This is a genomic window from Acinetobacter sp. YH12095 (assembly GCF_013419245.1).
Taxonomy (GTDB): domain Bacteria; phylum Pseudomonadota; class Gammaproteobacteria; order Pseudomonadales; family Moraxellaceae; genus Acinetobacter; species Acinetobacter towneri.
Map to the genome: position 1 here is coordinate 96,696 of NZ_VPAL01000003.1, position 14,345 is coordinate 111,040.

At 40.3% G+C, this 14,345-nt stretch carries 14 protein-coding genes and 3 tRNA genes; 7 read left to right on the forward strand and 10 right to left on the reverse strand.

Annotated elements, in window-relative coordinates:
• Positions 1–10: 10 nt before the first annotated feature.
• The gene (glnD, locus tag FTU35_RS03525) at positions 11–2,677 is read left to right on the forward strand and encodes a [protein-PII] uridylyltransferase (RefSeq protein WP_004971443.1); all 2,667 of its coding nucleotides are present in this window, start codon (positions 11–13) and stop codon (positions 2,675–2,677) included.
• Between the two features lie 20 nt (positions 2,678–2,697).
• Positions 2,698–3,867 carry a succinyldiaminopimelate transaminase gene (dapC, locus tag FTU35_RS03530; protein WP_180064502.1) on the forward strand — a complete coding sequence of 390 codons (1,170 nt, stop codon included), beginning with the start codon at positions 2,698–2,700 and terminating at the stop codon, positions 3,865–3,867.
• 73 nt (positions 3,868–3,940) lie between these two features.
• On the opposite strand, the gene FTU35_RS03535 is transcribed toward dapC, so the two are convergent.
• Together FTU35_RS03535 and msrB are read right to left on the reverse strand one after the other, a co-directional pair.
• Complete coding sequence (locus tag FTU35_RS03535) at positions 3,941–4,420, reverse strand: glutathione peroxidase (protein ID WP_096902294.1); 480 nt, start codon at positions 4,418–4,420, stop codon at positions 3,941–3,943.
• On the reverse strand, positions 4,417–4,836 hold the full coding sequence (msrB, locus tag FTU35_RS03540) for a peptide-methionine (R)-S-oxide reductase MsrB (RefSeq protein ID WP_096902313.1): 420 nt from the start codon (positions 4,834–4,836) through the stop codon (positions 4,417–4,419). The genes FTU35_RS03535 and msrB overlap by 4 nt, the downstream gene beginning before the upstream one ends.
• A 153-nt stretch (positions 4,837–4,989) precedes the next feature.
• Here msrB and FTU35_RS03545 point away from each other — a divergent pair, with 153 nt between their 5' ends.
• Complete coding sequence (locus FTU35_RS03545; RefSeq protein WP_004971448.1) at positions 4,990–6,225, forward strand: pyridoxal phosphate-dependent aminotransferase; 1,236 nt, start codon at positions 4,990–4,992, stop codon at positions 6,223–6,225.
• Between the two features lie 209 nt (positions 6,226–6,434).
• Complete coding sequence (gene gloB / locus FTU35_RS03550; RefSeq protein WP_179990106.1) at positions 6,435–7,166, forward strand: hydroxyacylglutathione hydrolase; 732 nt, start codon at positions 6,435–6,437, stop codon at positions 7,164–7,166.
• Positions 7,167–7,213: 47 nt separating this feature from the next.
• On the opposite strand, the gene FTU35_RS03555 is transcribed toward gloB, so the two are convergent.
• Positions 7,214–7,438: a hypothetical protein gene (locus tag FTU35_RS03555; protein WP_373686810.1), complete on the reverse strand. Its 225-nt coding sequence runs from the start codon at positions 7,436–7,438 to the stop codon at positions 7,214–7,216.
• 466 nt (positions 7,439–7,904) lie between these two features.
• Between FTU35_RS03555 and FTU35_RS03560 the strand changes: the two genes are divergently transcribed.
• Positions 7,905–8,108 carry a hypothetical protein gene (locus tag FTU35_RS03560; RefSeq protein ID WP_004971452.1) on the forward strand — a complete coding sequence of 68 codons (204 nt, stop codon included), beginning with the start codon at positions 7,905–7,907 and terminating at the stop codon, positions 8,106–8,108.
• Between the two features lie 244 nt (positions 8,109–8,352).
• Here the strand turns inward: FTU35_RS03560 and FTU35_RS03565 are convergent.
• The 5 genes from FTU35_RS03565 to FTU35_RS03585 form a co-directional block, all read right to left on the reverse strand.
• A tRNA-Leu gene (locus FTU35_RS03565) sits at positions 8,353–8,437 on the reverse strand.
• A gap of 36 nt (positions 8,438–8,473) precedes the next feature.
• Positions 8,474–8,547: transfer RNA gene (locus FTU35_RS03570), tRNA-Trp, on the reverse strand.
• A gap of 33 nt (positions 8,548–8,580) precedes the next feature.
• A tRNA-Leu gene (locus FTU35_RS03575) sits at positions 8,581–8,665 on the reverse strand.
• A 117-nt stretch (positions 8,666–8,782) separates the two neighbouring features.
• A complete protein-coding gene (locus FTU35_RS03580) occupies positions 8,783–9,634 on the reverse strand; it encodes a protein kinase (protein ID WP_179991187.1) in 852 nt (283 codons plus the stop codon).
• Positions 9,624–11,153 (reverse strand): DUF3336 domain-containing protein, encoded by a 1,530-nt coding sequence (locus FTU35_RS03585; protein ID WP_096902519.1) that lies wholly within the window; start codon positions 11,151–11,153, stop codon positions 9,624–9,626. Before FTU35_RS03585 ends, FTU35_RS03580 begins: the two co-directional genes overlap by 11 nt.
• A 185-nt stretch (positions 11,154–11,338) precedes the next feature.
• Here FTU35_RS03585 and FTU35_RS03590 point away from each other — a divergent pair, with 185 nt between their 5' ends.
• Positions 11,339–12,211: an ATP-binding protein gene (locus FTU35_RS03590; protein WP_096902520.1), complete on the forward strand. Its 873-nt coding sequence runs from the start codon at positions 11,339–11,341 to the stop codon at positions 12,209–12,211.
• A 76-nt stretch (positions 12,212–12,287) separates the two neighbouring features.
• Here the strand turns inward: FTU35_RS03590 and FTU35_RS03595 are convergent, their stop codons facing one another.
• Positions 12,288–12,599, reverse strand: coding sequence for a hypothetical protein (locus tag FTU35_RS03595; protein WP_004971456.1), 312 nt, complete (start codon positions 12,597–12,599; stop codon positions 12,288–12,290).
• A 353-nt stretch (positions 12,600–12,952) separates the two neighbouring features.
• Here FTU35_RS03595 and FTU35_RS03600 point away from each other — a divergent pair, with 353 nt between their 5' ends.
• A complete protein-coding gene (locus FTU35_RS03600) occupies positions 12,953–13,210 on the forward strand; it encodes an EexN family lipoprotein (RefSeq protein ID WP_004971457.1) in 258 nt (85 codons plus the stop codon).
• Positions 13,211–13,305: 95 nt separating this feature from the next.
• Here the strand turns inward: FTU35_RS03600 and tsaD are convergent, their stop codons facing one another.
• A complete protein-coding gene (gene tsaD, locus FTU35_RS03605) occupies positions 13,306–14,322 on the reverse strand; it encodes a tRNA (adenosine(37)-N6)-threonylcarbamoyltransferase complex transferase subunit TsaD (protein WP_004971458.1) in 1,017 nt (338 codons plus the stop codon).
• Between the last annotated feature and the right edge of the window lie 23 nt (positions 14,323–14,345).

Consider the following 14,345-nt stretch of genomic DNA (forward strand, 5'->3'; position numbering starts at 1 on the left):
GGAATTGTCCATGATCATTACATTACCCTTGCTGAATTATGTAAAAAGCAACCATGACATTCAGGCCATTAACCAATGGCGCACCGATGTCGAAAATCAGCTACAACAATGTTTTGAAAATGGACAATCCATTCGTGAAGTGATTTTGGCGCGTTCTAACCTGATTGATGAAGCGCTCACTTTCTTATGGCAACATGCTGAATTAGACAAAACCGATTTGAGCCTATTTGCAGTGGGCGGCTATGGGCGTAAAGAAATGCTGCCCTATTCCGATGTCGATATTATGGTGTTGTCGGAAGATGCAATCACATCAGAACAAGAACAACTTATTTCGACCTTTATTTCGTCTTTATGGGATGTTGGCAACTTCAAACCTGCCACCAGCGTGCGGACTATTCAAGACTGTGTGATTCAGGCAACCAGTGATTTAACTGTTGCAACTGCCTTGATTGAAGCGCGTTTAATTACAGGAAATCAGCAGCTTGCCAAATGGCCGCGTCGTATTGTTTCGCAAACTTGGACAGATAAAACCTTTTTTGATGCCAAAATGGAGGAGCAAAGCAAGCGTTACGCGCAGCACAATGACACCGAAAGTAATTTAGAACCTGATATTAAAAATGCTCCGGGCGGTATTCGTGACATCAACCAAATTGGCTGGATTGCCAAACGCCATTTTCGCGTCAATCGTATTTACGACTTGGTGCATTTAGGTTTTATTTCAGAATTTGAATTGGGTGTACTTGAAGAAGCCGAAAGCTTTTTATGGGAAATCCGTCATCATCTCCATCGTTTAACCAAACGTGATGAAAACCGTTTATTGTTTGATTATCAACGAGATATTGCAGCAACTTTTGGCTATGTTCGAGAAGAAGGTAAACCGCAAAATTACCCGATTGAACAATTTATGAAGCGTTATTATCGCTCTGCACAGCAAGTTTCCACTTTAAATGAAATGTTGCTGGCCTATTTTAATGAGTCGGTCATTACCCCGCGTTTGCCTAATTATGAACGTAACATTGAAGAAATTAATGAAAATTTTAAACTGGTCGATGGCAAACTTGCCGTGCAGCACCACAAAATTTTCTCAGAAAAACCAAGCGCAATTTTAGAAATTTTCTATTTATTGGCCAATCGTCCTGAAATTGAAGGAATTCGCGCACGAACACTGCGCCTGCTGACACTTGCAGCCAAGCGTATTGACCAAAGTTTCCGTGATGATCCAACGCATCAAGCGCTGTTTATGGCAATTTTGCGCTCACCGCACCGCTTGTATAATACCTTGGTGACTATGAAACGCTTAGGTGTATTGGGCAATTACATCCCCGCTTTTGGTCAAATTACAGGTTTAATGCAATACGACTTATTCCATATTTATACAGTCGATGCGCACATTTTACTATTACTCCGCAATTTAAGCCGCTTCAAAGAACCTGAATTCGCGAAAGATTTTCCTGTGGTCAGTTCGGTATTTCAGCGTTTAGCCCGTCGTGACATTATTTATTTGGCTGCGATTTTCCATGATATTGCTAAAGGTCGTCGTGGTGATCACAGTGAACTTGGTGCGGTAGATGCGATTGAGTTTTGCCGTAAACACGGATTTACTGAACGTGAATGTAACCTTGTGGCATGGTTAGTCAAAAATCACTTGTTGATGTCAGTCACAGCACAGAAAAAAGATATTTCTGACCCCGATGTGGTCAAGGAATTTGCCGAAAAAATGGGAGATATGGAGCATTTAGATTATCTCTATACCTTAACGGTTGCTGATATTAATGCGACTAATCCAACACTCTGGAACTCATGGCGTGCATCCTTAATGCGCCAACTTTATACGCAAGCGCGTGATGTCATTCGCTCAGGACTTGGGCGTCCCGTCGATTATCAAATGCTGATTGAAGACACCAAATTTGCGGCAAGCGAGTTACTGGTTAAAGATTTTGAACTCAGTGCTGTTGAAAAAGTCTGGCAAGAACTGGGCGATGAATACTTTATTAAAGAATCTGCCGATGAAATTGCATGGCATACCCGCGCGATTTTGGAGCATGGCGATAATCCTGCACCATTAGTGCTCATGCGCGCGCACCGAAAATCAGCACAAGACGCAGTACAAATCTTTATTTACACGCAAGACCAACCCAACCTATTTGCCACAACTGTCGCTATTTTAGACCGCATGAACCTTGACGTTCAGGATGCACGAATTATTACTGCGACCAAAGCCTTTAGTTTGGATACTTACGTGGTCTTAGACCGTTTTGGCACACTCTTAACAGACCCTGAACGTGAAGAAATGGTGATTGAGGCTTTAGTGAATGCCTTGAGCCAGTCAGATAAATATCCGGGTCTGATGCAACGCCGCATTCCGCGTCAATTACGTCATTTTGACATTGAAAATACAGTAGAAGTGACTTTCAATGCAGCGCTGAATCAAAACATGGTCGAAATTGCCACACTAGATCATCCCGGGTTACTCGCCAAAATTGGCGGCTTGTTTATGATGCAAGGCTTAGATATTCACTCCGCCAAAATTGCCACCCTGGGCGAACGTGCCGAAGATATTTTCTTCGTCACCAAAAAAGATGGCAACCCAATGACAAAGTCTGAAGCAGATACCTTTGCCATCCAGCTCAAAGCTGCTTTAGATGAGGCCTCTAATCAGGTCTGTGGTCAACATTAACTTCAATTTACGGAACATCCATGAACTCAAGTTTGTCCTTATTACATCCTTACCCTTTTGAAAAGCTAAACAAACTATTTCAGGACGTACAACCTGCAAATTTGCCGTTAATTCCACTGTCTATTGGTGAACCTAAACATCCTGCACCTAAATTTGTCAAACAAGCCATTATTGATAATTTTCAGCATTTATCGACTTATCCGAACAGCAAAGGTCTGCCTGAATTACGTCACAGCATTGCCCATTGGCTGACACAACGCTTTCATTTAAAACAAGTTAACCCAGACACTCAAGTTCTCCCCGTTTCAGGTACACGTGAAGCGATTTTTTCCTTTGTACAAGCCTTGATTCGACGTGAAGATGCACCCTATGTAGTGATGCCCAATCCGTTTTATCAAATTTATGAAGGGGCAACTTTATTGGCAGGTGCCCAACCTTATTTCATCAATTGCACCGAAGACAATAATTACTTGGGTGATTTTGATGCCGTACCTGCAGAAGTCTGGGAAAAAACCGCTTTATTATTTGTCTGCACACCAGGAAATCCAACGGGTGCTGTCCTTTCAAAAGAACAATTTAAAAAGCTAATAGCTTTGTCAGATCAATATAATTTTGTCATTGCATCTGATGAATGTTATTCGGAATTATGGTTTGACCAAGCTCCTACAGGTTTACTGGAAGTCTGTGCCGAACTTGGACGCGATGACTACAAAAACTGCATCGTATTCCATTCTTTGTCTAAACGCTCAAACTTACCCGGCATGCGTTCAGGCTTTGTTGCGGGCGATGCCAACTTATTAAAACCTTATTTGCAATATCGTACCTATCATGGTGCGGCAATGCCTGTTCAACATCAATTGGCATCTATTGCAGCTTGGGATGATGAACAGCACGTTGAAGATAATCGTCAACAATATCGCGCCAAGTTTGAATTATTCCAAACGGAACTTGGGCATTTACTGCCATTAAAAAAACCAGATGCAGGTTTTTATTACTGGCTCAAAGTCGACCATGATGAAAATTTTGCCAAAATATTGATGGAAAAAGCCCATATTAAAGTGCTGCCAGGTCGGTATTTATCTCGTGAAACCGTACAAGGTAACCCGGGTGAAAACCATGTTCGCTTAGCTTTGGTTGCAGATTTGGCGCAATGTGAACAAGTAATTCAACGTCTTAAAGCGATTTTATAAGTTAATGATTTCAATTAAATTTAAGGCGATCATCTGATCGCCTTAATTATCTTACTTGCACAAGCGCAAGCCTTTATCGTAAAGCCTTTTCAATTTCCGCCTGCAAATCTTCAGGTTTTGTGGTCGGAGCAAAACGGTTCAACACCTTGCCATCTTTGCCAATTAAAAACTTGGTGAAATTCCATTTAATTCCGTTGCCCAAAATACCTTTACTGTTATTGGTCAGGTAACGGAAAATCGCATGTGCTTCAGGACCTTTCACATCAATTTTGCTAAACATTGGAAAACTGACACCATAGTTTTTTTGGCAGAAGCTCCCAATTTGCTCATTGGAGCCTGGATCTTGCCCACCAAACTGATTGCACGGAAAGCCCAAAACTTCCAGACCTTGGTCTTTATATTGTTGGTATAACTTTTCCAAACCCGCAAATTGAGGCGTAAAACCACACTTGCTGGCTGTATTTACAATCAACAAAACCTTCCCTTCATAATCGCTAAAGGCTTTATTTTGTCCATCTAACAACTCAGCTTCAAACTGATAAATGTTGGTCATGGATAATTTCCCTCATCATTTTTTTCTTGTGTTTTGAGTTCTAAAGAAGCCGAATTGACACAATAGCGCAATCCTGTTGGCTGTGGACCATCATCAAAAACATGCCCTAAATGTGCGTCACAATGATGACAAACAATCTCAGTACGCTGCATGCCGTGCGAACCATCCTGATGTTCTTCAATCACCCCAGGCTGGATTGGACGATAGAAACTTGGCCAACCGCTACCGCTGTCATATTTTGTTTCAGATGAGAATAGCGCTGTACCGCAACAACGACAGGTATAAATCCCCTCTTGTTTAGTATTCCAATATCTCCCCGTAAAAGCAGGCTCCGTGCCTTTTTGACGTGTAATCCGAAATTCCTCTGGTGATAACTCTCTTTGCCATTCTCGGTCTGTTTTATTGAGTTTTCCCATCACTAACTCCTTTAAATCTTTGACATTCAGTGTCATGCTTCAGTACTTCCATTTTTACGCTAGACCTTGCAAAATATCTAGCTAAATTTCAGCATAGATTGTGATATTTCAGTAATCTATAATTTATTTATCTTCTAATCATTGGATGGAACTATGTCCGTACTAGGTAACACGACTCCGCGCGAAATAAAAAAATCATCAAAACTTGAGCATGTATGCTACGACATTCGCGGACCTGTGTTACGAGCGGCCAATGAAATGGAAGAGGCCGGTCATAAAATTATTAAACTGAATATTGGCAACCCTGCCCCATTCGGTTTTGAAGCGCCACAGGAAATTATTAATGATGTCGCATTGAACTTGCCTAATGCGATTGGTTATACCGACTCCAAAGGGATTTTCCCTGCGCGTAAAGCGATTTGTCAGTACTATCAGCAAAAAGGCATTTTCGATATGCATGTCAATGATGTGTATATTGGCAACGGCGTGTCTGAACTGATTGTTATGGCGATGCAAGGCTTGTTGGACGATGGCGATGAAATGCTGGTACCAATGCCTGACTACCCGCTTTGGACTGCGGCAGTGAATTTATCGGGCGGTACTGCTATTCACTACAAATGTGATGAAGAAAACTTTTGGTATCCAGACATTGCCGATATGGAAAGCAAAATCACGCCAAATACGCGCGGTATTGTCATTATTAACCCGAATAACCCAACGGGTGCGGTTTATCCACGTCATGTGTTGGAACAAATTGTAGCATTGGCAAAAAAATATGACTTAATTTTATTTGCTGATGAGATTTACGACAAAATTATTTATGACGGCATTGAGCATGTTGCGGTTGCAGCTTTAGCGGGTGATCAACTCTGTATCTCATTTAATGGCTTGTCTAAATCGTATCGCATTGCGGGCTTCCGTTCAGGCTGGATGGCGATTACAGGCGATAAATCACGCGCTGCAGACTACATTGAAGGTTTAGACATGTTGGCGTCTATGCGCTTGTGTGCCAACCATCAGGCGCAGTACGCGATTCAAACAGCATTGGGTGGTTATCAGTCTATCAATGACTTGATTCGTCCGGGTGGTCGTTTATACGAACAACGTAACATTGCATGGGAAATGCTGAACGACATTCCTGGCGTGTCTTGTGTCAAACCTGAGGGTGCAATGTATTGCTTCCCGAAACTTGATCCAAACGTCTATCCAATTGAAGATGACGAAAAGTTAATGCTCGATTTACTCAAAGCAGAAAAAGTTTTGTTGGTTCAAGGTACAGGTTTTAACTGGCCAACGCCTGATCATTTCCGTGTGGTGTTCTTGCCAGCAGAAAATGAATTACGTGAAGCAATGACACGTTTAGGTCGTTTCTTGGCAAAAATCCGCTAAGACTTCACCGAATCTCTGTTGTAAAATGCCGTGTTAAACACGGCATTTTTTATGGATTTGATTTTTATTTCTATTTTATCTTTACATCTCTTGTTCATCATCAAGTGGTCACATAGCAAAGCGATACTCAGACACTTGGGGATACACTTTTACACGCCCGCAAAAGCATGCTGTAATAGCCACAAGCGATTAAGTTTCAGGAACTGAGCATGCACTACCAAGTTCATCTTATTGATGCGCAGAAACCATCACAAAACTATATTTGGTTGCTTGAACATTGTGCCAGCAAACAAGTGGTGGTGGTTGACCCAACTGATGCCAAACCTGTTGAAGGTTTTTGCCAAAATCATGGTTTAGAGATCGCGCAAATTTGGTTGACGCATTGGCATCAAGACCATATTGGCGGTGTGCCTGAACTCATTGCAGAACGTAATTTACCTGTTTATGGGCCACGTGAAGAATTGAGCAAAATTCCGTTTATCACGCATCCTTTACAAAACCAAGACCATATCAATTTTCATGATTTACAGGTCGATGTTATTGCCGTTCCGGGACATACCTTGGGGCATATTGTGTATTTTATAGATGCGTTGGATGTATTGTTCTGTGGCGACACTTTATTTGCGATGGGCTGTGGGCGTGTTTTTGAAGGTACATATTTGCAAATGTATCAATCTTTAAACCGCTTGGCAGCGCTGCCTCCGCGTACCCGAGTATATTGCACCCATGAATATACATTGGCGAATGCACAATTTGCACTGCATGTAGAACCCGACAATGTTGCCATTCAAGAGCGTTATCAACAAATTGAAAGTTTACGCATGCTTAATCAACCCACTTTGCCAAGCAGCATCGAACTAGAACTGGAAACCAATCCATTTTTAAGAGCCGAAAGTGTCGAAGAATTTCAGAAATTACGTGAACTCAAAGACAACTTTTAAATTGAAATTTGGATAAGAAAGTGCATGATATTTCATATTTTCTCGGCTTATAAAATTTGATTACTAGCAGCAAACTCATCTAATTGAGTTTGTGTCACCACACGCACAGCATTCATTTCATCGACCCGCACCAAAAGCAAATTGGACAATGCGGGCTGATAACGGCGTGCACTGCCAAAAGGCGTATAAGCCACATTGGATTGTGAAGAAAATAGCAACCAATCTTCATGCCCAAGCATCACGGCAACAGGCTCTAGCCCTTGATTTTGCATCTGCTTCACTATGTGCTCAACCTGCTGTTGGATTGTTTGTGCAATCATGTCTATTTTCCAAACCTTCAAACTCAACCATAGTATAAGCTAATGTCTATTTGGTACCGACATGCTCCATACTGATCTCCATTGCATTAAATTAAAGCTTGGCATAAAAAATGGATAATCCCCATATGTTCATGCTGAAAATAAATACAGCCTAAAACTAAAAATCATTAACAAAATATTTCTAAGTCATCTTTTGGCAATATATCTAAGACCTTAAAATTAATTACGCCACCTCAGTTAAAATAATAAATATCAATAATTTACAAATAAATAATTCTTTTAAAATATTCTAATTGCTTAAAAGGACTTTAGATTTCTAAAAATCAATGAAAAAAATGTTAAAGAAATACATTTCTGCCCTTTAAAAATTCAAGAAATATCCCTATTAATAATTAAATAAATGGATAGGAGTTCTCTCGTGAAAAAAGTTGTTAAAGCAAAAAATTTAATTGCGTTTCGTATTTGGTTAGAAAAATTAGGTTATTCAGTCAAAAATTTGGCGGATGGTCACGGTTTCACATTTAGCTTTCAAAAAGAATATGGTTTGGTCACTTGCGAGCTTTCTGGTAATGCTTTAGCAATGAAATTAGGCGAGGAATTTGAAGACCATTTAAAAGCATAAGTACTTATACAATATAGATAAGTATGCGATAACGGTTGAACTTGATAGGATGCAAAAATAAAAATTCAAATCGTATTTCATCAACACTTAAAGATGATCTTGCCCATAACCTGTTTATGGGCTTTTTTTTATACTGAACTTTAAATCTTAAAATACATCTAAGCCTTGTCAAAGAGATGCAATGATTTAAAGCTAAAATAACAGGCAATAAAAAAGCAAGGTCATTGCCTTGCTCTTTAATGTATGGTGGGGACGGAGAGACTCGAACTCTCACACCTCGCGGCGCTGGAACCTAAATCCAGTGCGTCTACCAATTTCGCCACGTCCCCAACATCGGGTACCAACTGAGTTGTTGGATTTTAATTTGGCAGAGGATCAAGGATTCGAACCTTGACGAACGGTTTTGGAGACCGTCATGCTACCATTACACCAATCCTCTGTAACTTAAAATCAAGCTGACTTGATATTTAAGTGGTGGGGACGGAGAGACTCGAACTCTCACACCTCGCGGCGCTGGAACCTAAATCCAGTGCGTCTACCAATTTCGCCACGTCCCCGATGGCTGTGTATATTATAGAGATCACTTCCTGATGACAAGCCTTTTTTATAAAAAAGCACAATGACTGTTTAAATAAAAAACAAAAAACTATTTTTTGATTTTTTCTTAAGCATATTCAGCCACTAAGCCATAATTTCAACTCTGCAATACTCGTTGCACGCTGCGAATAAGACTTTGCCAACATGTGATTCAGCAGTGGTAAAAATGCTTGTAGATGTATGGGAAGTTGAATATGCAATCTTTGACAGTGCAAATATGCCCAATCGTGGTAACTCTTTGCCTGTAAGCGTTGTTGCGTTAACCACTCATAAAAAATAATGCCTAACGCATAAATATCACTTTGTGCAGTTTTAGGCTGTCCGTGAAATAATTCTGGCGCCATATAACGTGGTGTGGCGGTCATCCCCTGACATTGAATATCTGCAACTTGCTGTGCTTGCTCAAAATCTAACAGTTTGATTTGCCCATCTAACTGCACAATATGTTCAGCTTTTAAGTCGGCATGAATCCAACCTAATTGATGTAATGCTTCCACTGCTTCAAAGACACGCAAAAATATGTGTTTAATCGCTTCTGTATATTCAGGTAAATTACCCATCACAAAAACAGCTTGCGCTTCAGGTAAAATTAAAGCACGTGAATAGACCTGTGAATAATGCGATGAAATGTCATGTGAATTACCCTGCGACTGAATATGAATGGGTGCAGCATCCATCAATTCACATGGCAATAAAAAAGATAAATATGATGATTGCGCGTACTGTTTATAAAAGTTCCATTCTTGTGCAAAACCCTGCTCTACTGTCGCATGAACACCTTGTTGTTGGGCTTTCAGCCAATAAAACTGCCCTTGATGTTCAAAACGATAGATATGCCGACCATATTGCAAACTTTGCGCTTTACTGCGCAGCTCGAACTGCGCAGTATCTAACTGTTGAACATCCAAATTTAAAACATTAAACAACACTTGCGCCAGTGCGCATTTCTGCTGCGACTTCGGTGGATACCTCTATTTGAGGTGCATTTAATAATTCTAAGCAATGTTGCAAAGTTTTACCGACACGTGCATGCGTTTCAATCGATGAAATTTTCGGCCAAGTCGCACGCTCGCCTTCACGCTGTAAAATTTTAAATAAATGTGGTTTCGGGTTTTGCAACATATAGCTGTAATGACGCAGGTTATAGCTTCCTACAATATTCACATCACCATAATAGCGTTGATCGACAATGCCATAGCCATGATCTAGCAAACGACGCACTGGCGGTACAGCTCCTGCGCGCTCACGTACAAAATCCATTACCCCACGACTAATGACTTTGCCCTGACGACGAATAATCCGTTCTGGCCAACTCAGCATATCTTTACGATAACGCTTAATATCATCCTGCATAAAAGGCACTACATGTGGATTGACCTGACTGGCGATGGTGTAGTTAATATTATACAAACGTGCCATTTTTTCCTGTGGGAAATCGCTACGCACACTGCCATCCACCCAACGGGTTTTACCCATATATGGAGTGTGTTCGCCATCATAACGCTTGTTGGTTAAACGTACTGGTGGAAATAAAATTGGCACAGCACACGAGGCCAACACCGCACTCCAAACCAACAAATCTGGCGCAGTGAAGCTGTTCATAATGCGTGAGTCTTGCGATGCATCATAAGGCGCAACCGCCACATTAATATGCAAACCTGATTTTTGAAAAGCTTCTTCAAACGTGGTATCGCCCAAGTTTTTGATCAGGAATTTTTTTAAATAATGCACATCGGCAATTCCACCATTGCCTTTAAGAATTTCGCGCATTTGTCTAAACTGAAATGCTTCGTGGAAAAATGACTCACCACCCAAAATATGCTGTACTTCTTCAGGTTTTGCGATGCCTAGCATTGCAGTCATTATTGCACCCGCGCTCGAACCCGACAGCACTTTAGGCATTAAATCCTGTTCAAGTAAGGCCTTACAAACACCAGTATGAAACAAACCTAGCGTTGCCCCACCAGAGAACATCAAGGCAGGTTGTCCGTATGCAGTTTGGCATTGCTGAAAAAACTCTATTTTTTCTACTTTGGTTAAAGCCTGACATTCATCTGAAGCGACAAAAGCCAAACTTTTACTGACTTCATCCACATAATCTTCAATAATTTTTTTAGTACCCACATAGGTTGCAGTAAACAACATCGGATGGGCAATATTGGCGATGTCAAAAGTTAAACCTTCACGCAAAATATAAATTAAATCGTGACTGCGTTCGGTGGTGCGATAACGGCGTAATAAATTTAAACGATGCGAGATAATTTCCGCATCAAAATATGGCGAACTGTTGTCATATTTCCATTCTTGCGCACCAGTTTCTTCATCTATACGAATGGCAATACTTTTCCATTCTTCATACGATTCGGCATTTTGAATTTGGCGCTTGAGTTTTTTTATGCGATAGGCTTGATGCGGATTAACATCTTCGGTGAAATCTTTAAATAACATAGCATTCCTCAATCCGTTGGTTTATTCGCAGCACTACGCTTGCCTATGCCTACTATACACAACAATATCTAAAAAATTGTAATACGCGTCAATGACTCGATTCACACTTTGATTGTCAAATCTAGGTCAATTGCGCTAGTCTTAAAGTGTAGCAATCTGATCTGCATTTTTTAAGCTGAATTATCATGGCAAACCTAGATTTACCCGACAACATCTTATTATCACTTTCTCATGTACTCCAACAACTACAGCAAAGTTTACCTGCTTTAAAACAAGAAACCGACTTTTCCGCCATCGCATTCAAATGGCAAGATCGACAATTGATAGCGATTCAACAACCAAGAAAAATTGATTTAGATGATTTAAAAGGCATCGAAAAGCAAAAAGAAAAAGTCATTCAAAACACCTTGCAGTTTTTAAATGGCTTACCTGCCAATGATGTGTTACTTACAGGCTCACGCGGTACGGGAAAATCATCTATTGTACGTGCCCTATTGACCGAGTATGCCAATCAAGGATTACGTTTAATTGAAATTGAACGCGATGATTTGTCTGAATTGCCAGAAATTCAAAAAATCATTCAGCATCGTCCTGAAAAATTTATTGTCTACTGTGATGATTTAGCTTTTAACGCAGAAGATGAAAATTATCGTAGTTTAAAAAGTGTTTTAGATGGTTCATTACAATCAGGTTCCAGTAATTTTATTATTTATGCAACCAGTAACAGACGTCATCTATTACCTGAATTTATGCATGAAAATACACCTGTCACTCGTGTAGATGTACCGCAATATACTGAGTTGCATCCTCAAGAAGCAATTGAAGAGAAAATTTCACTGTCTGATCGCTTTGGTCTATGGCTGTCGTTTTATCCAATGGATCAAAATCTATATTTAGAAATTGTGGAGCATTATTTACACAAAGCCGAAATGCCAATGACTGCCGAAGTACGTGCAGAAGCATTAAGATGGTGTCAGGCACGTGGACAGCGTTCAGGGCGTGCTGCCTATCAATTTTCTAAACACTGGATTGGCTCGCAGCAACTTAAAGCACTTTAAATATTTTAATGGGTTGTTTGCATATAGAAGATAGTCAGCAACCCACTCTATTTAAACGCGCTAAATGACTGAGCGACTACTGACCTTGTTCTGCAGCAATCCGTGCCAATGTGTCTTTATAAAATTCTTCGCCATGCGCCTGCATTTCTGCCACAGTCGGCTCTCCTACATATACTTCTTGCGGTGCTGTCGCTTCAGGTGTGATAGCCGAAGGATGAGTTGCTGCAGTAGTCAAACGAGTCGGTACTTCGACCTGTTGGGCTGTCACTGAACTCGGCTGATTTTCTGTACTATTTATATTTTGCTGTATTGACTCAGCGCCCTCGCAAGCGGTCAATACCATCATCCCCATCACACAAATAATGCAAAATGTATTTTTAAATCGCATGTTTATCTCAATTGGTTTTATATTAAATATCTACCAAAAATCATAGTTTAAAGTTGCAAACACAACAATTGGACAGGATTCACAGATTTAAATACTGCTGTCAGCTACTTTATGGATTTCTATAAATTGTAGGATGAGTGCACAAAAAAAATAAAGCAGTTCTATTTGAAACCAATACGTGAAATAAAGTTTGGGATAGAATATGACTATAAAACTTCAAAAAATTAAAAATATTTATATTGCAATTATTTAATTTTACTTAATAAGATCAACTTTAGTCCATTGTATTATTTTATGAACCCATTATTCGCTTAAGATGCAATCTCTTTAAAACAAACAACGGTTAAAAAATAATGTTTAAATTTAAAAATTTGTTAATTACAGTAAGTTTAATTACAACGCTTACAGCATGTACACAAGTGAAAACGCAAGAGTATTATGCCGAGAACTTAGATGAAGCTAAAAAAGTTTTGCAGAAGTGCGAAGAAATGGCCAATCAAGGTAAATCACTAGAAGGTAAAAAATTAGAAAACTGTACAAATGCAGGGAATGCTGTGATGCAAGGCATGATGAAAGATCTTACCAAAGGTTTAATGGACGCAGTTCGCTAAGTCTTAAGTATTCGTTTCTAATATTAATGTAAAAATTTAGCATATAAAGTCAGAGGCAGATTATTGCCTCTGATTGATTTTATGCTACGAACAACTTAACCCGCAGTTGGATTGGTAAGCTCCGTCATTGGCCAACGTGGTGTAGTCGTAACCGATAAACCATCTTGCTGCCCTGCTTTTAAACGCTGATAGCCCGCAAAAGCAATCATTGCACCATTGTCGGTGCACAATGCAGGTTCTGCATAATAAACCGTTGCACGAATTTTAGCTAAATCTGCTTCTAAACGCTCACGTAACCGAGTATTTGCACTCACCCCACCCGCGATCACCAAGCGTTTTAAACCTGTTTGTTTTAAAGCTTTTACCGATTTTTTCACCAAAGTATCAACAATCGCTTCTTGGAAACTTGCCGCAATATCGGCATCACGGTTTTCATCACCTAACTTTTTCATTTGTACTGAAACCGCAGTTTTTAAACCGCTAAATGAAAATTCTAAGCCTTGGTGCAACATTGGACGTGGAAATTCAAAAGCTTTGGCATCGCCTTGTTCAGCTAGTTTGGCGATATTTGGCCCACCCGGATACGGTAAACCCATCATTTTGGCAACTTTGTCAAAAGCCTCGCCTGCAGCATCATCAATCGACTCGCCTAACAATTCATATTGGCCAATGCCATAAGCTGCCATGAGCTGTGTATGTCCACCCGAAACCAATAAAGCGACAAACGGAAATTCTGGCGGTGTCGCAGACAATAATGGTGCAAGCATGTGCCCTTCCATGTGATGCACCCCAATTGCAGGTTTATTTAAGGCAAAAGCTAAAGTTCGTCCAAATAATGCGCCTGTCATGAGTGCGCCCATTAGCCCCGGCCCACGGGTATAAGCCACTGCATCAATTTCAGATTTTTTGACTTGGCTCTGCTCAAGCAATTGATTGATTAAAGGAATAAGTTTGCGCACATGGTCACGTGAAGCCAGTTCGGGTACCACACCACCATACTCTGCATGCAATTTAATTTGGCTATACAGTACTTGCCCGCGCAAACCTAACTCGCTGTCATACAGTGCAAGTCCTGTTTCATCACAAGATGTTTCTAAGCCTAAAACGATCATTAAATTGCCTATAACCTGTATCA